The organism is Nodosilinea sp. LEGE 07088 (assembly GCF_015207395.1).
GTDB lineage: Bacteria > Cyanobacteriota > Cyanobacteriia > Phormidesmidales > Phormidesmidaceae > Nodosilinea.
Map to the genome: position 1 here is coordinate 73,890 of NZ_JADEWX010000003.1, position 22,650 is coordinate 96,539.

Consider the following 22,650-nt stretch of genomic DNA (forward strand, 5'->3'; position numbering starts at 1 on the left):
GAGTCTTCTACACGGCTCTACTTATAATGCCAATACCTTCTGCTAATTGAGGATTAAATCGAAGAAAGCAGTTGGCTATACTAGCAGCGATGCCTTGTCCACCATTTGCAAAACTAAACACACACTCAATAGAAAAGCCAAAGCGCTTCAACAAGACTTTGAGTGTATGTGGAGAGTGGTGCAATAGATGATCAGGATGAATCAATTCATAGCCTAAGCAAGCTCTAATAAAACCCTTTAAGGAATAAGCATTGGGGACTGTAACTACTAACTGTGTGTGAGTCTGCATGATTCTTCGGATATTGCCTAGCGCTTGCCCTGGGTTATTGAGATGTTCCAAAATTTCTCCGGCGACTATAACATCAAACTCTCCAGACGGATAATCTTCGATTTTTTCTACATTTCCGTAGAAAATGCTCTTGACTCCGTAGTTGTTTGCTAGCCATTGAATCATTTCTCTATCAATATCAACACCGACTAATTGTTTGGCGACACTATCAATCTGAAGATGAAGTAGGCGATTAGCGTTTGCTGCTCCTATGGTTTCAGGGGAATCTGTTGCTCCTAAGTGTAAAACGCTTCTCTCATGACATAAAGAGCGCAATAAATCTATGCGGTCAACAAACTGTATATTCTTAAACTGACTTTTGATCATAAATCATAAAGGATGTTTAAATTCTCGACTGGTTGCATCACCATGAGCATACTAATTTAGCATGTGTTGCCATCGGCATCCGCATCTGATTTTTTGAGTTGGGCATACTTAATTACAGCACCTACAACGATTAGCCGAAAAATTATATCTTGTGTGAATCGGCCAATACCATGGGTGACCGACAGCAACGCTGGTATTACTAGACTAATGTATAGCACCTGAGAATAGAAATTGTTATATCTAGTAGATAGCACCCAAAGATGTTTAAACCAGTAAGCCATCCCAGCAAATACTAGACATCCGAAATAACTAAATTCCCTAAAGGAATCTCCAAGACCGGTGAATGTTGAACCAGTAGGGGCAACATACCTGAATAGCTCTTCTAGATCATAGTCTGACAATTGAATATATAGTGAGTCTTTAAGCTCATATCCTACAAGTTGCCCAGGCACGTATTGAAAAATAATGCGATTCCAAAGTCCTGATCCAAAACCAAATTTTCCTGTACTTTGGGCAGCTTCAACAGTTAATGCAGCATTGCGCAGCTCTAGGATACTCTCATTTGATAAAAGGCTATCTAAAGCAAACCTCAGATCTGCGAGTGTTAGACTTCTTGAAAATAGAGCCTCCCAAACATCGCCTCGCATGATAGCAAAAAGAGGAATTAGTGCCATTGTTAGGAAAATGGCTAATAATGAAAGCCATCTGGGTGGAATAATACGGTAAGAAAAGAAAAAAGCTACTGCCAACATAACGAGTAAGGTGGCTGTTTCGGTACGACGGCCTTGCTCTAAGACAGATGCAATTAATGGTAGTAGCCCCGCATGTGCCAAAACGATATAGATTATTTTGCGTTTTGCTAGACCAATCAGAAGCAAAATAATGGATCCGATCCAGGTGGTTTGTGAGAAGAAAAATAAAATGGTAGCTGGGCCAGTCCACTGACTCGATGTGGGTCTTGGAACTACTGTGCCAATCATTAAAAAACAAACAGTACCAAAAATCGCAAGGGCAACGGCCGCTCGTACTAATCTACGTGAACTCAAGACCCGCTGATACCTAGGTAAGAAATAAAGTTTGGGTAAATACCCTAACCAGCACATAGCAACACAGAGAGAACCGTAGATTAAAATTCTATCAATGCTGTGGGAAGGTACAACACCGGGAAAGTTAACTAGAGAAATTGCTTGAGGAACTAAAAAACTAATAAATATGGCCCCCATAAAAAAAGGAAACTGAAGTACTCTTTCCTTTTTTAGGATTCCCCAAATAACTAAGCCAATACAGGTACTAATAAAGAGTATAAGTGGGCCATTCATAGTATTTAATTAGCTTAAGGATGTAATATCATATCTTTGAAATTCTCGATGGCTTTATTATTATTTTGCTTAAGGTAATTTTGAAGCGCACAGCTAGAATTATTGTCTTCTTTTTGGTTAAAAAGGTTAACTAGGGCATCTGCAATAGCGGCTGGGTTTCGGATCGGAACCAGCTGGCAGCCAAAGCTATTTTGGGTGATAGAGCCTGCATTATGCGTGGTTATGACTGGAAGACCGTATTGTAAGGCTTCATAAGTCACCATGGCAGAACCTTCGCAGATAGATGGCAAGACAAATACGTCGGCCCAATTATAGAGCTCAGGCATTTTTGAACGGGGTACCTTGCCAAGAAAACTGCAAACACTGGAGTATTTTTCAACTTTCTCAGAGCTTAATTCAATGGGGCCAACAATCTTACAAACAAATGGGATTCGGCTTTTCAGTTGGCATAGTGCATGGAGCAAGTCGGGTATACCTTTTCTCAGACCTACCGATCCGGCGAATAAAATATGTAGGCTTTCTTGGCGATATTTTTGGTGAGATAGAGGCTTGTCTTCGGAAATAATGCTCTTAGTGTTTATTCCGCCTAAGGGAATAACAAAGATTTTTTTAGATGGAACTCCTCGCAAAATAAGAGACTCTTTGACAAAACTAGACCCACAAACAATTTGATCTGCTAGATCTTGTTCTTGTCTTTCCCGCTTGGCAAGATCTATATCTGAAACTGCTGGCTTAAACGGATGACTTACCCAATCAGCCCAACGCGCTTCTTCTTCCTGTAGGAGCAGGTGAAGATATGTCCGTTCAACTAAGGTCTGATCTAGGATGCAACGGTAGCCATGACTCTTGGCATACTGAAATAGATCAAGGGAAGCGCCATTGAAGCCGTAAATAGTGTTCGCTTGACCTAGGCCATTGTTGATAATGTGCTGACAGAAGTCTCGGCCTGCTTTCTCATAGACTGAGGCAATATTTTGACCTTCTGCTCTTTTAAGTGCTTCAGCATACCGGTATGCTAACCAGGGAAAATGAGTGATTTTAGCGTTGTCTAGATTTACATCATAACGATCTAGGAATCGCTTAGCTGCTGACGGGAGATATTTATTTACTTGCTGGTTCCGAAGAGATCGAATTGGCCAACTATTGCCAGCATATAAATCAGTATAGAGGGTTTCAAGTACTCCCCACCTGTGAAATAGAACAGGTTCTTGATAATGTTTTCGTGCGCCTAGCTGTGCAACAGCTATTTTAGTTGAGGTCATAATTTTCCACCCTTGGAGTAGCTCACCTCAAGTAATGTTGAGCAGTTAGGAAATATATTAAACGGTATTAAAGTCAAGGAAATTGACATATGGATCTAGTTTTGCCGTTTTGCCATTATTTGTTTAGGTGCTTCATGTCTCTATGGCCAGATAACTCTTATGTATTCCCAAAAATATGGCAGTGTATTGGGACTCATGGGGAGGCGTGGTTTCATTTTGATTAGATTACATTCTTTACTGATTTATTTGACTTAATGCTACACTACTAAACGTCATCCTAAGCCATGACTGAAAGTCTGCGAATTCTGTTTGGATGCCTTTTAGATCTGTATGATATAAACCAGTTCTAGAATCTTTGATAATCGGTGCTCGATCAAAGATGAGGTGTCGTTTGTCGTTAGGGCTAATATGTCTGGAGTAAAATAGGGCTGGCTTTCCAGCCGCTAGAGTTGCAACACAGGCATGCACTCTGTCTGAGATAGTTAACGTAGAATTTTGGTACAGACCTAAATACGAGAGGGGATTGAACGATAAATAAGAGTTGGGTTTTGAAAAGTCTACGTTGAAAAAACTTGTTCCTATGCCATGATGGGGTCTAATCACTTCGTAGTTAGATATCCTCTGAGGGAGCGGCCTTAGAAATTCACCGTGTCTGAGTAGCTTCCAAGCCCAGGCATGTTCTGATAATCCATACGGACTCAATTTAACATCAGATATTGCTTGATCTCCTAGCTCAATCTCGATGTCAGGTTCAAAACTTTTGTAAAAAGAAACTGTTATATATGGCCTGTCTATTCTGAGCTTAGCCAAAGGTAAAAGCAGGTATGCATAAAATGCACAGCAGATTCCGTTGTAACAATTTTCAAGGTGTGGGTTGAGTAGGTTGAATGTGTGGGTGTCTCTGGTGGAAATTCCCAGCGGTGGATATAGGCTTAGGAAATGGATGATGTCGTCAAATTGTTTGGATTCTCTATCCAAGCTGGAATGGCTGCTAAGAATGAGGTAATTTGCGCCCTCTTGCTTAATTGTTTTGATAAAACTGGCATAGTGACTTAGGAAATTAGAGTTAAGTATTGGGCCAGAAAAAACATAAATATCTCCTCGATAAAGAGTTGATATTTCAAAGGCGTTTTTTTTAAATCTGCTTTTTAGCTTGGAACCAAGGCGGAAAGCTCTCTCGACTGGACCATCTATCATGGATATGTTGGAGTTATGACCAAACAAAGCCTCGAGTAGATAGAAAATAGGAAATTGATAGAACCCATCTCCTATATTATTCCAAGTTGAATTCTCAACGAGAATGCTAATTCCCTCTCTGGGTTGAGGTTTTTTAATATCCATTATTCACTTTGAGTACGTTTTTTCTCTGCTTGATTGCTGTCAGCATTTGGTTGTTTCAGTCATCAGCCTTAGAGTGTTTCAACTAAATACCTATCCGGTGCCTCTCCGCGACCGGCCTAGTGAGCCGAGTTCGCGTTCCTGATCGGGATGTTTTTAGGTGGAATACTCTTAGAAAGAATAATTACCTCAGCGCAACTGAAAATGACTTGGGCCTAAGTTTATGGATCTATGGGATCAGCCAACTACTTAGATCTCGGTTTAGCAGTTGGCCTAATTTTTTAGTTTCTTCGGTAAACTCGGCAAGCAATTTTTTCTTCAAGACAATATCTATAGATACCCTTGGCCTTTCTACGCTGTTAAGTTTACTCCAGGCTTGGCCCATTTTTCTCCCCATAACCTCCCTGGCAAGGGGGGGGAGAAATGTTCTGGCAAGCCAAAGATTTGCAGGATGTGTCCTGACTTTTTGTATGAACTTGCCATTGAATCGTCGAACTTTGTTTGAATTGAAAACTCTGAACTCTGGACTAAAGTATGTCTTCTCTATATTCAGAAAGTCAAGCACTCGCTCATAGGTAGCTTCAGCATCTTGTTTTAACTCATCAAATAGGACTATGTGAACGTTTGCAGTACCAAAAATGTCGAGATAATGGCTCACTTGAGCTGAAAAGCTAGCGATTTCTCGATAGAGCAAGCATTTATAGGAAAGATTGGTCACATCAGGGCTGATTTCGTCGATTGATTGCGCTATTTTTCTTTGCGCCTCGGCTTGGAGAGCCTGCTGAAATGATGTTAGGGGCTCGATCCCTCCGTAGACAAGCTGGCTATGTAGAGAGTGCATCTGCTCTACTGGGTTTCTCAGCATGATTAGTATTTTTGTGCCTGGGTTAAACTCTTTTATTTTGATGGGTGCTGCTTTAGAGTAGAGGTGCCAAATTGATGCGTCGCCTACGATCGCTTCCTCACCTATACCTTTAAACCTGCTTAGGTATTTATCAATGGCTGCCTGGGAGTAGCCGTGTGGTTCTTTCTTGAGGTCATCCGCAAAAAAATTAGATTCTTTATACGGATACATGAAAATATCTGGATGTTGTCGAAGGTACTCAAACATCGCTGTTGTGCCACATTTTGGCGCACCCACAATAAAGAAGTTTGGTTTTCTTGCGTTGTTCACGTCAATGGTTTTCTGTAGGCTAGACGATCGGTTTATTTGTGTGAGTTATGTTGAGCGATCGCGTCACTGAGAGCTGACAACCTGACCTGAGGGATCCATATGAGATCTTCTTTTATGGCCTGAATCTCGTCATTTAAAGCATGGCCATTCTCTTAAAGCTTTCGGATTTCTCCAGTAGTTCCTGGTAGTTTCCCTGGGCAACTACTCGACCTTGGGCTAGCTCAATGATAAAGTCGCACTGTTCAACGGTGCTGAGTCGGTGGGCAATCAACAAAATGGTCAGGTCGTCACCTAGGTTCTCGATCGCTGCCATTACCTCTTGTTCAGTAAAGCTATCCAGTGCGCTCGTAGCTTCGTCGAAAACGAGTACGGACGCTTTCTTGTATAGCGCTCGAGCAATACCAACTCTCTGGCGCTGCCCTCCACTCAAGCGAATGCCTCGTTCCCCTAAAGTAGCTGAGTATCCATCTGGACTTTGCTCGATAAAGGCGGCTATTTTGGCTTGCTGAGCCGCAAAGCGTACCCGTTCTAAATCAATGTCTTGCTTAGGCACTCCAAGGGCAATATTTTCCGCAATGGTTGTATCGGCCAGATAGATGTGCTGTGGGACATGGGCGATGGTTTGCTGCCAGGCTCTGGAGCGATCGCCCTTAAGCAACCGGTTATCTACAACAACCTCGCCTACGGTAGGTTCTAAGAGGCCCATTAGAATATCTAGAGTTGTACTTTTACCGCTGCCAGTGGCTCCGACAACCCCTACGCGTGCACCTTTAGGAATGGTAAAAGACAAGGCTTGCAGTATCCAGGGGTCAGTGCTGTTGTAGCGAAATCCCACATCGATAAATTTGATGGTCGATTGCCACCTTAGGGGGGGAGGACTGGGCTGCAACTCTTCGGGGGGAATCGATTGCTCGAGCAGCTTGAGGACATCTTCTACGGCGGTTTGGTCTCCCCGTATGCCAGCCCAAGCGGCGAAAATTTGCTGTAGGGCAGGCATGAGTCGCTGTGCACCCAAGGCCAATGTGCCCAACAATGGCAGTGCTGCTGCACCGCCCCCCGATTGTTGGCTCAGGCCGTAGGCGAGCCCCGCTAGCACTACTAAGCCCAAGGTCTCCACACCGTAGCGGGGGCTGCTACCTATAAAGGCGTTTTCGGCCCTAGCTCTACACAGGGGCCAATTGGCACGGCGATAGCGTTCGCAGTAAAACGGTTGGCTGTGATCCAACAGCACATCGCGGATTCCACCTAGTCCTTCTTGTAGCGCTTTGATTTGCAGGGTCATTTGTCGGCTGATTTGTCGGCTGTTATGGTTTAGACGCTTCCGGGTGGAATAGATTAGCAGCCCGTAGAGCCCACCCAAACCGAGAAAGGTTGCCGCTGAAACCAACGGCTCGATCGCCAAGAGAACCACCACAATCGCTGTGACAATAACCAAGGCGCTAATCAGCGCCATAGTGTGATTGAGTACGGCGATGACAACGGTGATTTTTTCAATGGAACTGATTAGCTCACTGGTGTTGCGGGCTAAATGGACTCGATAGGGTTGGTACAGGGTGCGCCAATAAACGTTGACTGCCATCTCGTGGCCAACCATTTGACCGTAGCTTTTAGTGGCCCACAGCACCAGCAGACGCATAATTCCGGCGAGCAGAGCTGCCACTATTAACGCTATGGTGAGCGGCAGCACTAGCTGCTCGCTGGAGGTAAACCCCAGGGCTTCGTACAGCTGCATTGCCGTCGGATTGTCGAGAACTTTTTCAGGGGCGACAATTACGCTGAGGAACGGCAGCACTGCCCCTAGGGTAATGGCTTCGGCTATGCCGCTGGTCACCATTAGAGCTGCCAAACCCAGCAACTGCCAACGTCGCTTGAGGTTGAGGTGCTGCCAAATCCGCCTGAGGATAGGTTGAATGCCGGGCGGGTTGACAGCTAAACGCTTCTGACTGAGCCTGCTTTTATAGGGTTTGGCCATGGATTGTGGAGAAACAGGTCGCCGGATATAAGGCCTATTTGGGGGGGTAGCTTGGCTAACGATTGAATCGTCTTGGTCATCGGCTCTGGACTCAGCCGATGCGGCGAAAGTCTTTGATACCTTGAAACTGGGTATGGCGGGCCTGACGGCGGGTAAACTCACCGACGCTAGGATTGCCAGTGGTCAAAATGACGCCGCTAGCCTGCATCCAGAGGGCGGTGGGGGCGACTGTAACGTTGTAAGTATTTGTGTTGGTTTTGCAAACGTGATACCACCGACTTGCTTGACAGTGATCGCACCAAAAAGCTTCTAGCCACTCGCCCATAAGGGGAACTGTGCCATAGCCAGCAATGACGGTCAGCGATCGCAGCCGACTGAGCCCCCGCTGCCGGAGCTGCTCAGGGTGGGTGGCGTAAAGGGGATATTTTTGGCTGACGCTGTCGAGATAGGTAGCGTGGTCGGGGCAATAAATGCTACGGCGTTTAGATCGGCTACGGTGGCGGCGAGGTTGGGTCATGGCAACAGATTGTTGGCTTAGGGGAGAAGAGCAGGCAACCAAGCTAGAGAAAACGGCCACACCTCTCCTAGACTACGGCCTCAGCCTAGGCTGGTCGAGGTTGCGGGGGAGAGACTGAGATCGTGATGACCATCGAAGCCCACTCCATGCTCGAAAGGGTAACGGATTTATTCAGTTAGGCAAGGCCTAGGGGGTGAAATTTAAGATTTGGATGTTTTATCGTTCTCGCCGATCTAGGCTACAAGCGAGATGTAGCCGTCTCTGGGGGCGGGGCTACCGCTACCAGGGCAGGGTTGAGCCGGCGTATACAGGCATCTACGACCTCAAAATAGCGGCGGGTGATCTGTTCGGGGGTAAAATTTTGCTGCATGTAGCTACGTCCTCGGTGGCCCATTTGGTGTCCTCGGTGGGTATCAGCAGCCAGCATACGAATAAAGTTGGCTAAGCCATCGCTATCGCCGTTGTCAAAGGCGCGACCAAAATCACCTTCGGCTAGCAGCGATCGCAGATAGGAGTGCGGTTCACAAATTGCTGCTACTGGGCGACCGGCGGCTAAGCTGCTGTAGAGCTTGCTCGGGGCTACCAACCCTTCTACCCCAGGCACCAGGCTAACTAAACTGAGATCGCAGGCCGTGAGAGAGTAGGGTAAATCGGCTTTGGCCTGGTAAGGGAGAAACAGGCAGTTGCTTAACCCCAACCGACTAACCTGGCTGAGGCAAGTCTGACGTTTTGCCCCAGCCCCAATAAAGACAAATCGGATCGGCTCATGGCGCAATAGCTGGGCTGTTGTCATGATGGTATCCATATCGTGGCAGCGCCCCATGTTGCCCGAATACAGTACTGTGAAGACCTCGCTTAAATTGTGCTGGCGGGCAAACCAGTTGTCAGCCTTAGCGCGGGGGTAAATAGATCCTGGGTCAGCCCAGTTGTGAATGACAGAAATTTTGGTAGCTGCTTCGGGGCAGTGGTCGACAATCCGCTGTTTCATGGTCTGGGTCAGCACCACGATCGCACTGGCATGGCGCCAGGTTTGGCCGTTGAGCCAGTGCCAAAGCCTGACTAAAGCGTGATTGTGAGATAGCACATTGAGGGCAACAGCCACATCGGGGTAAAGGTCATAGACCACGCATAGGTAGGGCTGCTTAAACAGGCAGTGGAGTAAATAGGCCAACAACGGTAAGTAGGGCGGCTCGGTCGTCACTAGCACCAGATCGCCTCGCCGGGCTGGATGTATGAGTTTGACGAGCGATCGCAAGCAATACAGCAATCCGCCTACGGCGCGGCCTCGAATGCGGCGCGGCCACAGTCGGGCTGTTCGGGTACGCCTGACTGTCACCCCGTTGACCCGTTCTTTTTGTGGAGCCAAAGGGCAGTCGTAAGCATAGCCGGGCTGACCAGCAAACACCTGTACTTTAACGCCCTCACGACTTAGGCTTTGAGCGAGTTCTGCCATCAGCTGCCCAGTCGGTGCGTAGTCGGGGGGAAAGAACTGGGTCAATATTGATAGTTGTGGAGGTACATCCCGTTCACGATGCATTGATCTCATTGGCCTTTACGCGTAGAAATTGAGCACCCAACCATACCTGAAGCCGTATCATGACAACGACTTGAGGTATCTAGTCTTGACTTGGCAAACCAAAAACTCATCCTTCTTTACTAGGTGAACCTGAAGCTTTCCATCACGAAAAGTGATTAGCTCATCAGTCTAGAGACATCGACTGTCTCAGGCATTTGTAGAACTAATGCTTCAGTTTTTAGCGTGCCAAGACAATTGACCCTGACGCTATTTCCTAGAGATGATTTTCGTTGTCTCTAAGTTCCTCAATTAGCAAAAATGGATAACCTGTAAACTATCGAAACAATGCACCCTATGTTACTAAGCAGCTCCAATTTCTAGCGCCTAGCAATGTGTCCTAGGCTAGGCCGTCCAGTTTTTCTACAGCCTAAATAATTTCATGGCAAAAGGATAGCGCACTTACTAGATAATTGAGCTGAAGATTTTTAATCCGATGCACCTTAACGGGTAGCGAGACTGCTTCATCGAAGCAGAACAGATTAGAAGCATAAAAACAGTAGAGAAGACTACAGAAAATATGCTTTTACAGTGTTTGCAGCAGCTTGCCAGTGACTGATGCGATCGCTCCAGGATTATATGAGATACTCCAAAGGCTAGGTGGAAAGTTAGACGGAAAGCTAAGTGCCAGTGTCGGTTGCCGTGACAGTTATGGCACATCGAGATCGTGATTGGCCGTTGCAAGAATAGCCTAGTCAAGAGTCTTCAACTTTAAAAGTCTAACGGTTTATCTCCCCAATAGTGAGCCAGTTTTTCGAGGTATAGATTGATGTCTGTCAATAGCATAAAGGTCGGCAACCAAAACCTCAATCAGCCTGAATTACTATAGGTCGATTGAGGCCCTGAGCTGCTGGAGCGATCGCCCTAAAACCATGAAATCGTGGGACTCATCTAGGGCAACTAGAATGTCGGGGTCGGTGTTATCTAGGATACGGTTATAGGCTTGAATAGCCGACTCAAGCTGAGTGGCATCTACGGCACTGCCGTTTATTTCTTGAGCTGGCAGCAGATTGTTGGTCGCGTTCAACAGCGTCACTAGATCGGCATAATCTATTCCTGCCAAGGCCATTTCAGTGAATGCATCGACTTGATCAGGCGTCAGGCCCGCCGCAAATGATGCGGCTAAGAAACTGCCAGCATTGGCAATTTGCTCACGGGTACCTTGCAGCGGCGTGACCACAGGCGTGCCGCCCTCGGGAACAAACACAGCAGAGGTCACCCAGACGGCCTCGTCATCTCCAAGGTTGGCTTGGGCCAGGTTGAGGAACGGCAGATCGGAAACCACGCCGCGATTAGCGCTGGCCACCACCCGACCCAACGATGCGCCCGGGGCAGGGGTAGGAGCGGCAATGGTCAGTGTGCCCAGGGTTGTAGTGATAGAAATGCTCTCGCCATTGTTGAGGGCGTTTAAAGCGAGCAGAGCCAACTCCCCGATAGTGACCGTAGTACCGCCGCCATTGAAGGTTGCGCCTACCGGACTGAACCCCTGTAGGTCGATATTGGCCAAGAGATTGATCAGGATATTGACTATACCCGGGCTGGTGTTTTGTAGCGCCTGCAGAAGCGCCAGAGCAGCCTGATTGAGAGACTGTTGGGCAGCGGCGGTCAGCGTGATCTGGCCGGTGCCCGGATCGACATTGGCGTTGGGAGAGTTGGAACCAACCTGGGTGCCGGTTCCCAGGGTGGGGCTGCCAGCCGGTACAAACGTTGTCCCGCCGATGGTAATGCCGCTGGTCAGACCCACTGGGGCTTTTCCGGCCTGGCCTGGGAGGGCGATCGCCAGGCTACTGCCCACCAAAGCCAGCATGAACCAAATTTTTCGTAGTCGGCTCACCAGTTTATTCACGGTTGTTCTCCTAAATCATGGGTTGCGATCGAAGGTTGACCAAAGCAAAGGCGACGCCACAGCGACTTAAAAGCGGGGAGCAAAGTTAAAGCCATAGCTGACACTGACCACCGCCACAGAACCCGCCTGGGTATTATTGCCAATATCGCCATAGAGCAAGTTGAGCGTCAGGGGCAGGGTGGGGGCTGGTACGATCGATGCCCCTACATTAAGGCCCACACCGCTCCAGGCGGTGTTGACCGAAAACTGTGGGTGTACCTGGAGACCGACCCCAGCGATCACGCCGACATCACTGTTTTGGCCAGAAAAAGAGCCGCCCCCCAGACCCAACGTGCCGGTAATGGGCATGCGATTGACAGGGTGGTCGGGTTGAAGCAAGTGGGCCGCGGTCACAACGCCGTAAAGGCTAGACGGGCTACCCCCAGCCTGGGGGCCGTAGGAGGCAAAGTTGTTGAGACCGACGGCAGCAGCGACCTGGGTTTCATCACTGCTATGGACTTGGCGGTGCACTTTGACATCAAAGCCACCGTTCTCGCCAAACCGACGCACACTCAGCAGGTTATAGGCTAGCTCCACGCCCACTGCCCGGCGCGCATCCCCCAGGCCAAAACCCGCAGACAGGCTGCCATCGGCCTCGGGGCGGAGGCGATCGGCCCCCGATAGCGCCGCGCTGATGAACACATCGCCCCAGTTAGCCCCAAAGCCCGAAGGAATTCCTGCATTGGGCGAAGGTGGGAAGGTCTGCTGCGGAGTAGCGGCCGTGGTGATGGGGTCAATTCTTAAGTCGTCACGAATTTGATCGCCAGTTTCAGCCGTCGGAGAAACCTGGGCACTAGCCGGAGGGCTGGCGACTCCATTGGGCGCAGCCATGGGCTGTGATGGAGAGGCGGCCACCGGAGAAGTTTGCTCCGAGGACATAACCGGCTGGGGTGAGGGCAGGGCGAGGGCTACATTGGCCGTTGCCCGCTCAGGGGCAGCGGCGGATGGGCTAGGTCGTTGGCCGGCGGTGCGATCGCCCTGGAGCGGGTCTGCGGGAGCTGGGGTTGCTAGCCTTTGGGGCCTCATGACCAGAGTGGTGGGTTGTGCTGCAATCTGCTCAGCGGTAGGTTGACGGCGGGCCGAACGCGATGGCAGTGGCGGTAGCTGTGGCCCTCGTTGTAAGGCATCAGGCTGACTCACCCGCTGGTCAGGTGCTGGCGTAATGGCCGAGTCGGTGGCCATTGCGTCTGCCGATATACCGGCGGCAGCGCGAATATCGCGCATCAGCGCCTGGACTGCGGCAGCTCTGGCCCGAATCTCGGCGACTTGATGAGCATTGGGTCGGGTCGCAGGGGCGATCGCTGGTCGAGCGGCGGTAGCTGTGGGCGCTGAGCGGGCTGCGGTGGTGACCGCAGCTGGAGATTCTAGCGGGGCGATCGGCGGTGTAGCGGCGGGCCTGGGCAGCTCAGGGGTGGCAGCAGCCCGAGGTTCTTCTGGGGCCGTGGGTTGGGAAAGGGGCTGACGAGCTGTGGGCTGGGCGGGAGTTTCGAGCAGAGATTCGACCACGGTGGGCTCGCCAGGTGCTGCCATAGCAGCACCTGGCGGCGTTGACGAGGTGGCGCTAACCGGCGCTACCCGAGAGGACTGGTTGGCAGAGGCCGGGTCGCTGGGCTCTGTTGCTCGTGTTGCTGGCAGGTTGGCGATCGCTGAGCGAATCTCAGCCATTTCGGGGTTGTGGGCTGGCTGAGACGCCCTCGGGGCTGGCTCAGGCTGCTGGCTAATACCCTCGGGGGCAATCGACTCGGGAGAAACCGTTAGTTCAGGGGCGACACCCTCAGACGCCGCGACATCTAGATCGGCTCCACGACTTGAAGTGGCCATGGTCGGGGTGGCGGCAGGAGCGGCGGCGGTAACGGCGATCGTCTGCTCAGTATCTGGTGCCCAGGAGGGCTGGGGAGTCCCCTGGTTTTCAGTCTGAGGTTCGGTTATTTGGGCCGAGGGCTCGGGCGCAACTAGCGGCCTGGGCTCCTCTGCTTGGGCCGCCCCCAAATTTGGCTCGGGGGCAACAGGGGGTATTTCTGTTGCTTCAGCTCCTCGGGGTAATAGCCCTAGGCCAGCCAGCCCGAGCAAGCCGCCGGTAATCAATGGTTTTGACTTATGCTTCATCTGTTACTCTCCTCACATCCCGTTGTCGTTGCCATGCTGTCGGTTCACACCCGCCACTATGGGGCGAATTTTTAGTCACGCCCCCCAACCTCTGGGGTGACTTGAGGGCGATCATAATATTGGTAGTACTTGTATCCACTCCGGCGACCCTGGGGCACCCCGTTTACGACCAAGCCCAACAGTGGAGCCTGGGCCGTATTGCCCAAATCAGCCAGCACTCGCTGAATCTCGGTACGCTCTGACTGGTTGAGCCGGACTACCAGCAATAATCCGTCGGCATGGGCAGCGGTCAGCTTGGCGTCGATCATGCCGGCCAGGGGCGGAGTATCGAAAATAATTAGGTCGAAGCTGCGCCGATACTGCTCCACAATCTGCTGCATTTTGCGAGACGACAGCAACCGTCCTGGAGAAGGCGGGTGTGACCCCGATGGCAGCAGATGCAGATTGGGATTGCCTGGCAGGGTTCGCACCAGCGAGATCGGATCGTCAATGGGCTGGGTGAGCAGATCGCTCAAACCCTGATTGTTGGGTTGGGCAAAAATGAGATGTTGGCTCGGCTTACGCAAATCGCCGTCGATCAGCAACACCCGGCGACCCATATTGGCCGCAGCAATAGCCAGGTGGGCACAAACAGTCGATTTGCCATCCCCCGGCACCGATGACGTGAGTACCACGACCTGCACCGGGGTATCGGAGCTGAGCATGCGCAGGTTAGCCTGTAAGGAATAAAACGCCTCTGCAAAGCTAAAGGAGGTATACAGCTTGTTGGGGCTTTGATTTTGGGCCAGCACATCGGCCATGGTAGCCGTTAGGTTTGGCACCATCAGCAGCGGCTGTTTTTGCAAGGCGGGAGCATTGGGCACCATAGCCAGATTCGGCAGATGAGTGGCTTTGGCCAGTTCTTCGGGGCTGTGAAAGGCCTGGTCGGCGCGATCGCGCACCAGCGCCGCCACCCCGCCTAGCAGCAGCCCCACGACCGTGCTAACCAATAGCTTGCGAGGTAAGTTGGTGATTTCGGCGATGCTCGACTCGTCTAACGGTGAAATCAGCTCCCATGGAGCCGTCTGCCGAGCCATCTGCAGCCGCAGCTCCTGGCGACTGGTCAACAATTGGTCAAGGCTGCCTTCGGCTACCGTCAGTTCACGGTCAATCTGCTGAAAGGAGCGCGACAGATCGGCTACCCGCTGAATTTCTGACTGCAGCTGTTGGATCGCTTGGCCAATCGCTTGATCTTGGGTTTGTAGCACCTGCATCTGGTTGGCCGTATCTACCAGCTGCTGCATGAGCGCTAAGCTCACGGTTCCCTGGTAGCCCAGGTTATTGGCCTCAACTGTGGCCCCTACCAATCGCTGAGCCTCGGTCTCTAACAGCGGCAAAAGCTGCTGGCGCTGATCTTCCAACGCTTGAATAATCGGTGTATCGACCTGAAATCTTGCCGACTCGGCAGCTATGTTCTGCTCAAGCTCGCGCAAATCCCCCAGCAAGGCCTGATAGGTGGGAGATTCGCTTAAATTGGCCACGCCAATGGCGGTATTGGGGTCAAAGCCTACCTGCTGACGCAAATTGCTGTAAAGAGGGCTAAGGGCCGCCAGCTGTACCCGCAACTGCTCCTGGTCAGCCTGCATCTGGTTGAGGCGCTGGGTGACACTCTCGGTGGTAGCGTTGACATCAACTAGGTCGTAGCGCTTCTGAAACTCGCTCAGGTTTTCTTCAATAGCAGCTACTTCCTGCCATTTTTCTTCTAGCTGCTCGTCTAAAAATGTCAGTCCCCGGCGCAGCTCTCCCTGGCGATCTTGCACGCTGTAATCGATAAAGCCTTCAACCACCTGGTTCAATACGAAATCGACCACCTCTGGATCAGCATCTCTATAGAGGATGCGTAGCACCTTGGAGTCGCCTTCCTGAGTGATGATCAATTGCTCCAGCAGAGTGTTATAGCCAATGTCGGGGTAGCGCTGGCGAATATCGGCTAGGATCGGATCGATCACGGCTGGGCCACGCAGCACTCGAATTTGGCTGGTGTAGTCTAGGCCCGATGACGATGTGTTTTGGCTACCAGGTAGGCCAATGACGGCTTCTAACCCTGGGGTGTTGACCGCCGTCACTGGTTCCACCAGCAGGTTAACGCTGCCGCTGTAGACCGGCGGGCGACTCAGGTGCCATAGGGTCAGGCCACCTAACGACAGCGTCGCCACGCTTAAAAATACTTTGGCACGGCGCTTTAGTACCGCCAAGATCTGACCTAGATCAAAATCATCGCCGTCATCCACTAGGGGCGATGGTGAGGCGATGGGCACGAAACCCGGGTGGTTATGGCCGTTGCCATGGCCATTGGTTTCGTGGGGCTTAGAAGATTGAGGAAAAGGCATAGGCTAAATCTAGGGAAATGCTCCCAAGAGTTGACAAACTTATAACTCAGATTTGAAAATTTGGTGTATTGGGCAAAATATTTTCGGCAGTTGGGGCGCCAATGCTCACACCAAGGGCGATCGCGCCCCTAGAGGCCAAACAGCCGCAGCAGGGTGGTCAGCGGGGTTAGGGGGCCCAAAAACAGGCCGAGGGTATCACCAGCAGCGGCAGCACTGTTGCGATCGACAATCACCACATCGTTGGGTCGCAGAATGGGGTTAGTGCTGTCGTTAGCGGCGGCAGACAAATCGACCTCTACCGTGCGTTGGTCTACGCTGCCGTCTGGGTTAAGCCGGACTAGCTGCACCGTAGAATGTTGGGCACGGCTAGCGTCAAACCCTCCGGCAGCCAAGATGGCTTGGTTCAGCGTCGCGTTGGCCGGTAGGGTAACCCCACCAGGGGTCGCCACTTCACCGACCACCTGCACAGGTATTTCTGCGGGCGAGAAGTTTGCGCTCGAAATCGCTACCGACTCCTCAGGGGTGATTCCTGAGGCCTTGGGAATCACCACCGTATCCCCATCACGCAGGCGGATGTCCTGACTAATGTCGCCAGTGCGGATCAGATCCCAGAGGCTGGTGGTGAGAATGGCATCTCCTGCTAGCTGGGGGCGTCGCACCTGTACGGCTTTGACGTTGGCTTGCTGGGTAATGCCGCCAGCAGCCTGAATGACCTGGGTTAGAGTCGGCCACTGGCGACCTGCATTACCAACCCCTTGGGTTCCGCTAGTTTCGGCCTCTAGCTCAATGGTGTAGGTGCCGGGGCGGTTGACTTCGCCCGCCACAACGACCCGCACTGGTCGGGCTGAGAGCAAGGTGACGGTGAGCTGGGGCGGGCGGGTGAGCAGTTTAGCGTAGCTGGCGGCCAGGGCCGTCTGGGCCTCGGCCAGGGTTAATCCCGTTACCACCACGGTGCCCGCCAGGGGCAGCGTCAGGCTACCGTCTACCAACACCTCGTGGACACCATTTTCAGGGCCGCTAAATTCAGGAATGTTGAAAATGTCGATGCGGATGCGATCGCCTGGCCCCAGCACATAGGCCTCAGGAAAGCTGGGCGCATTGGATATCTCTGACAGCACCCTGGGTTGAGGTACTGACTCTCCATCGATGACCTCTCCACCGACGACGGCCTCCGAGAGCGGAATTGTTTGGGCCTGGGCGACATTGCCAGCAGCGGCAATTTCCCCTAGAGCCACTAGGCTCCAGAACATCATTTTCAAGCGGGTCATTACTGGCCTCCTCAGGCTGTTCGGACAACCGCATCAAAATTTCATCTGTGCTCCGCAACCGCCATCATGCCGCAAGACTTAAAATTTGCCCTCCGTAGTTCGCAAACGTTGACTTTTGGCAAAAAATAATTGTGCGTGACCTCCAGTAGGTCTTTACGGTCGTTCGCCCCTACCCAAATTCATGCCGCCATTCAGCAACGCCAAAATTTTTACCCTATGCTGATTCATCCACCGGGTCATGCTCTCCCAACGCGGCCTGCACTTGCTCGGCTAGCCAGGCGTTGAATAATTCATCTGTCAGGCGTTGGCGAGTGGGGTCATCGAGGCGAGCGGGCAAAAATTTTTCCAGCCGCACCACCACAAACCATTCGCCCACCCGAGTAGGGGGCCACAGCTGCCCCGGCTGGCTAATGGAAAGCACGCGACCCAGGGCAGGGTGGGGTACCGAAAGCTCGACTGGGCCAATCAGCCCGCCGGTTTGAGCCTCTTGGCCTTCTGAATGCTGCCGGGCCAGATCGGCAAAGGGTTGACCGTCGTCTTGAATGCGAAAGTATAGCTCCTGGGCTAGCCCTCCATCCTGGGTGCGAATCAGCGAGTAGAGCACCCGGTCGAGACTGGCCTTGCGCTGGAGAAAGTGTGATTCAACCTTAGGCCCCCAGGTGTCGGCTTTGTAGATTTGAAGTTTTTGGGTTCGCTCCGCTACCGCCGCTAGGTCGGCCTCGCTCAGCCCGCGCTGGTCTAGAAAGCGTTGACGCTGCTCAGGGGTACTCACCTGGTTGGCTTGTAGAAATTGGTCTAGGGCCTGCCGGGCCTGATCGGGAGTCAGAGTCACCGAGGCGATCGCCCGATCAATGACAATCTCTTTAACCAGAGCAGGCCATAGGCCATAGCGCCGCAGCAATGACACTACATCAGCTGAGGAGATGGCTTGGCCAGCAATATGCAACACCGGGCTAGAGTCTTGAGTAGAGGAACCACTCACAGCAGAAAATCGTTGGGGCAGGGCAAATGAGCTAGCTAGACCAACCTTATCGCATTATGGGCGGGTGGTTGTGGGCTGTTGATGGGGTGGCGACGCCGATAGATAGATTGACCACTGTCAGCGGTTGACGGGGCTGTTACAATCCATCCAATTCTATTTTATCGTCCCCAAGGAAAGCGCCATGCCTCGGCCTACTATCCCCGTGGTGTCTTACTCCGACCTGCTGAGCACAACAGGGGCTCGGCAGCGGGCGATCGCAGCTTTGGGTCAAGCGCTCGAAGACATCGGTTTCTTTATCCTTGAACCCCACCCAATTTCGCCAGAGGTAGTCCGTCGGGCCTACCAGGTGGCCGCAGATTTTTTTGAGCTGCCCAATCGCACCAAGGCTCAGTATGCCCCCGCCCCAGCGGGCAGCCAGGACGGGTTCTCTAGCTTTGGTAGCGAGCAAGCCAAGGGGCATACCGTCCCCGACCTAAAAGAATTTTGGCACGTCAACCGCCACAGCCTCACCGAGAATATGGCGACCTGGCCCCAGGAGGTGCCGACCTTTCGTCCGGTTATGACCCGGCTGTATCAACAACTGATGACCTGTGCTGATGTACTACTGATGGCCTGCGCCGACTATTTGGGGCAACCCAGCGACTGGCTTGTTGACATGGCCGCCGGCGGCAATACCGTGCTGCGCTTGGCCCATTACCCTGCGGTCAGCACGGTTCCCGCCGGGGGGTTGCGGGCCGCTCCCCACGAAGACATCAATTTAATCACCCTCCTCTGTGAGGCGACTGCCCCCGGCCTCGAAATCTTTGCCGAGGGGCAGTGGGTTCCCATTCAGACCCACCCTGGCCAGATTGTGGTGGATACCGGCGACATGCTGCAAAATCTCACCAATGGACTGTTTAAGAGCACCACCCACCGAGTGGTTAACTCCCACAACATCAACCAGGCGCGATTGTCGATGCCGTTCTTTGTCCATCCCCGGCCCGAGGTTGACCTCAGCCCCGAACCCACCCTGATCCAACGGACTGGCGGCGAGCCCCAGTTTCCACCCATTACCGCCGCCGATTACCTGACTCAGCGGCTGAGAGAAATTCAGGTGGGGCCAGCGGCTTGATATCTGGAGAAGGTCCTCACCAGTCTGGCGCTGGCGCTAGTCGATTCGCCGACTAGGCACCGATACCCAAGCGTCCGGCCAGGCTGGGGGTGAGGGGCAGCAGCACCGTCAGGGCCAAAAATAGCGCTAGCAGCCCCAGGGCAGCCCGGGCGTCATTGGGTTCTGAAATATCGTTGAGACAGGGGCGTTCTGGGGTGCGCTGTAAAATCACAATCACCCCGGCCCAATAGAGGGCCAGGGGATTGGCCAAGGCCACCAAGGCTAAGACAACTAGCGTGAATATCGTCGTGCGATTGAGGGTCTTGCGCCCGTAGATAGCCTGTACCATCCGCCCCCCATCTAGCTGTCCGGCAGGCATGAGATTGAGGGCGGTGACCACTAGACCCAGCCAGCCCATGATGGTCAGGGGATCAATATCGACCAGCGGTTCTTGCAGGGCTGAGCCTAGCACCACCTTGGCCAGGGCGCCAATCAGCACCGAACCCTGAAAGAAGCCCGAGGGAATTTGAAAGGCGCTGCCGGGATGGGACAGCAGCAGCCCCCCGACTAGCATCAGTAGAGAAATAATGCCGCCGACCGCCGGCCCCGCCAAAGATATGTCAAACAACACGCTCCGGTTAGTCAGCAGTGACTCAAACCGAGTCAGGCTGCCAAAGGCCCCAATCTGCCACGCGGGAATTAGAAAGGGCGGGCTGAGGCGCACGCGGTGACGGCGGGCCGCTAGCCAGTGGCCGCCTTCGTGGCCCGCCAGAATAACCAGCAGGGCGATCAGAAAGGGCAGCGCAGCGCGCCAGCGGGAGCCATCTTGCAGCAGGTCAAACCCCTGCAAGATGGCTCCCGCTTCTAGGCTGGTGAAAATCGTTGCGATCGCCAGTGCCCCAGCCAGCGCCCACTGGGCCGGGGTGGTTTTAGGTGGGTCGGTGCTGGCTGGCATGACCACGACTGTGGGTCTTTGCTCCAGGTTTTCGACTAAAAATAGGCGGTAGCGATCGCCCAGTCGGGCCGCCAGTGACTCGGCTAACTTAGCCCGAGTCTCGGTGGGGTCACCGCGCAGATTGCCGCGAAAGATCGCCCCCTGGTCGTAGGGAATGGTTTCGGTGCGAAAGTAGGTGTCAAGCCCGAAAATGCCTTCGATTTGAGCCAGATCTTCCCCAGGAATAGCCATCGAATCGGGTGGCTCGACCGGGGCGGCGGTGGGTTGGTCGGGGATGTCCAGCTTGTCGGTGTCCTCAGCGATGGCCTCGACGGCTACCGTGCGCCGCTGGGTAGACAGCGCATCTTGCCCCAGGGCCCGGAGCCGGCGTCCCAAGTAAATATAGAGGCCGGTTGACCCCAACAGTAGCAGCAGCACCCCGGCCAGGTTAATGTAGATGCCCAGGGCAAAGAGCCCAAAAAAGAGCAGCCAAGGCCCCATCAGCACCACCGATTGCAGCCAGGCCAAAATGCCCACGGTGCCGTAGGGCTGGGCACGACGATAGCCCCAGCCTAAAATTGCGATCGCCGCCAGCAAAATCAATCCGGTAGTGGCCATAGTGCTGCTGCTCCCGCCCTCCTAAAAACGCCCTAAAAACGCCCTTGCAGGCATAAAATCCTCATCAGTCTACCGCCGATGGGCCAGGGCCGACTAGGTCAAAGCCGTTCACCGCCATCGGCGCTGGCCAGAGGAGGTCACTCAAGGCTGTCGTTCTGGGGTGAAGGTGCTTAAATAAAGCCAGACAACTCCCCCGGGTAACCACAGTCCGAGGGGGGCATCCTCTTTCTTGCCTGCCGTTGCGCGCTATGACATCTCTGCCCCCCGACTCCGCTTCAGCTCAACCGCCAACTTCGGTTCCAGAAAATGGGGCTGGCTCGACCTCCGACAGGCCCGCTCCTAGCCCTTTACCTGCTGAACTGCAAGGGGATACTAAACTTTCGCCCCCGCTGACTGCTCCTGCCCAGCGCCTCGATTTTGACCCCTCTAATCCTGGCCATAGTCCAGCGGTACTGGTCGATCCTGCGGTTACTTCCGCTACCGTCATTACGGTCATTGCGGTGGCCGTGATTGGTCTGGGATTAGCCACCGGTAGCTTTTGGCTGACTCTGGCTGGGTCGATGGTGGCAACAGTGGTCTCCATCCGGCTGATATGGCCTGCCTTGCAGGAGGTGCTAGGCGAGCTGTCGCCCCGGCAACAGTCACTGCTAATTGCCATTCCGGGAGTACTGGTCGGTATCCTAGGGCTGATGAATATCACCGGCATCAATCGGGCGATCGTGACTTGGGGCCTGGGGCTACGGTGGGATATTCTCGGTGCCCTGGGCGACTTTATCGGGGCAATTGGGCAAATTTTTATCGCCTTTTTGGCCCTGTTTGTGGCCTGGCGGCAGTATGTCATCTCACGCGATCTGACCCGTCAGCAAAACCTGATTACCCAACAGCAAACCATTGATGCCTACTTCCAGGGCATTTCAGAACTGGTGCTCGACGACGAAGGGTTGCTCGAAGACTGGCCCCAGGAGCGCATTATTGCCGAAGCCCGCACCGCTGCTATTCTCGGCAGCGCTGACCCCGGGGGCAAGGCCAAGGTAGTGCGCTTTCTCTCCCGCTCTAAGCTGCTGACCCCGCTGCGCCGTGACAACCGCCTGGGCCGAGCTATTTTAGACGGTCGTGGCGGCTATGAAGAAGACCGGATCAACGGTACCCGCGTGATTGATCTGGGGGCCATGCTAGCCGCCGCCAACCTGGCCGGCACCGACCTGCGCTGGGCTGATCTGAGCGAAGCAAATCTGATTCGAGCCGACCTGCGCCGGGGCGACCTGGTAAGAACCAACTTTGCTCGGGCCATTCTATATCAGGCCAACCTGGCCGGGGCCGATCTGCTGGAGGCGCGTCTATTCTACGGCGATGTCGAAACCGCCACCCCCCGCACCCGCACGGGCATACCCGATTACACCACCGGGGCCAATACTGGCGCGGTGGTAGAAGGGGCTAACTTTAGCGGTGTGTATCGACTTTCCGCAGACCAGCGTCGCTACATCTGCGCCTGGGGGGGCGAGGCCACCCGGGCCACGGTTCCGGGGGGCTGTGCTGATATTCCCAATCTGCTGGGGCGCTAGGGCTTGCCCAGGGGTTGAGGTTAAGG

General features: G+C 53.1%; 16 protein-coding genes. 2 read left to right on the forward strand and 14 right to left on the reverse strand.

Annotated elements, in window-relative coordinates; all coding sequences use genetic code 11:
- Window positions 1–7 precede the first annotated feature (7 nt).
- The 13 genes from IQ254_RS01790 to IQ254_RS01850 all read right to left on the reverse strand — a co-directional run bounded on the left by IQ254_RS01790 (window position 8) and on the right by IQ254_RS01850 (window position 18,420).
- Window positions 8–655 (reverse strand): class I SAM-dependent methyltransferase, encoded by a 648-nt coding sequence (locus IQ254_RS01790; RefSeq protein ID WP_193963709.1) that lies wholly within the window; start codon window positions 653–655, stop codon window positions 8–10.
- Window positions 656–711: 56 nt separating this feature from the next.
- Window positions 712–1,974: a hypothetical protein gene (locus IQ254_RS01795; protein WP_193963711.1), complete on the reverse strand. Its 1,263-nt coding sequence runs from the start codon at window positions 1,972–1,974 to the stop codon at window positions 712–714.
- Window positions 1,975–1,988: 14 nt separating this feature from the next.
- Window positions 1,989–3,236: a glycosyltransferase family 4 protein gene (locus IQ254_RS01800; protein WP_193963712.1), complete on the reverse strand. Its 1,248-nt coding sequence runs from the start codon at window positions 3,234–3,236 to the stop codon at window positions 1,989–1,991.
- Window positions 3,237–3,470: 234 nt separating this feature from the next.
- Window positions 3,471–4,577: a polysaccharide pyruvyl transferase family protein gene (locus IQ254_RS01805; RefSeq protein ID WP_193963714.1), complete on the reverse strand. Its 1,107-nt coding sequence runs from the start codon at window positions 4,575–4,577 to the stop codon at window positions 3,471–3,473.
- A gap of 226 nt (window positions 4,578–4,803) precedes the next feature.
- The gene (locus IQ254_RS01810; protein WP_193963716.1) at window positions 4,804–5,748 is read right to left on the reverse strand and encodes a sulfotransferase; all 945 of its coding nucleotides are present in this window, start codon (window positions 5,746–5,748) and stop codon (window positions 4,804–4,806) included.
- 133 nt (window positions 5,749–5,881) lie between these two features.
- The gene (locus IQ254_RS01815; protein ID WP_193963718.1) at window positions 5,882–7,720 is read right to left on the reverse strand and encodes an ABC transporter ATP-binding protein; all 1,839 of its coding nucleotides are present in this window, start codon (window positions 7,718–7,720) and stop codon (window positions 5,882–5,884) included.
- A gap of 91 nt (window positions 7,721–7,811) precedes the next feature.
- Complete coding sequence (locus tag IQ254_RS01820) at window positions 7,812–8,237, reverse strand: hypothetical protein (RefSeq protein WP_193963720.1); 426 nt, start codon at window positions 8,235–8,237, stop codon at window positions 7,812–7,814.
- A 238-nt stretch (window positions 8,238–8,475) separates the two neighbouring features.
- Complete coding sequence (locus IQ254_RS01825; protein ID WP_228039938.1) at window positions 8,476–9,735, reverse strand: glycosyltransferase family 4 protein; 1,260 nt, start codon at window positions 9,733–9,735, stop codon at window positions 8,476–8,478.
- 898 nt (window positions 9,736–10,633) lie between these two features.
- Window positions 10,634–11,656 carry a hypothetical protein gene (locus IQ254_RS01830; RefSeq protein WP_193963724.1) on the reverse strand — a complete coding sequence of 341 codons (1,023 nt, stop codon included), beginning with the start codon at window positions 11,654–11,656 and terminating at the stop codon, window positions 10,634–10,636.
- A 66-nt stretch (window positions 11,657–11,722) separates the two neighbouring features.
- Complete coding sequence (locus IQ254_RS01835) at window positions 11,723–13,801, reverse strand: hypothetical protein (protein WP_193963726.1); 2,079 nt, start codon at window positions 13,799–13,801, stop codon at window positions 11,723–11,725.
- A 71-nt stretch (window positions 13,802–13,872) separates the two neighbouring features.
- Window positions 13,873–16,170: a polysaccharide biosynthesis tyrosine autokinase gene (locus tag IQ254_RS01840; RefSeq protein ID WP_193963728.1), complete on the reverse strand. Its 2,298-nt coding sequence runs from the start codon at window positions 16,168–16,170 to the stop codon at window positions 13,873–13,875.
- Window positions 16,171–16,298: 128 nt separating this feature from the next.
- On the reverse strand, window positions 16,299–17,438 hold the full coding sequence (locus IQ254_RS01845) for a polysaccharide biosynthesis/export family protein (RefSeq protein ID WP_193963730.1): 1,140 nt from the start codon (window positions 17,436–17,438) through the stop codon (window positions 16,299–16,301).
- Window positions 17,439–17,652: 214 nt separating this feature from the next.
- The gene (locus IQ254_RS01850) at window positions 17,653–18,420 is read right to left on the reverse strand and encodes a peptidylprolyl isomerase (protein ID WP_193963732.1); all 768 of its coding nucleotides are present in this window, start codon (window positions 18,418–18,420) and stop codon (window positions 17,653–17,655) included.
- A 181-nt stretch (window positions 18,421–18,601) separates the two neighbouring features.
- Here IQ254_RS01850 and IQ254_RS01855 point away from each other — a divergent pair, with 181 nt between their 5' ends.
- Window positions 18,602–19,531 carry an isopenicillin N synthase family oxygenase gene (locus IQ254_RS01855; RefSeq protein ID WP_193963734.1) on the forward strand — a complete coding sequence of 310 codons (930 nt, stop codon included), beginning with the start codon at window positions 18,602–18,604 and terminating at the stop codon, window positions 19,529–19,531.
- Window positions 19,532–19,583: 52 nt separating this feature from the next.
- On the opposite strand, the gene IQ254_RS01860 is transcribed toward IQ254_RS01855, so the two are convergent.
- On the reverse strand, window positions 19,584–21,062 hold the full coding sequence (locus IQ254_RS01860; protein WP_193963736.1) for a site-2 protease family protein: 1,479 nt from the start codon (window positions 21,060–21,062) through the stop codon (window positions 19,584–19,586).
- Window positions 21,063–21,310: 248 nt separating this feature from the next.
- On the opposite strand from IQ254_RS01860, the gene IQ254_RS01865 reads away from it, so the two are divergent.
- Window positions 21,311–22,624, forward strand: coding sequence for a pentapeptide repeat-containing protein (locus IQ254_RS01865; protein ID WP_193963745.1), 1,314 nt, complete (start codon window positions 21,311–21,313; stop codon window positions 22,622–22,624).
- Window positions 22,625–22,650: the final 26 nt, after the last annotated feature.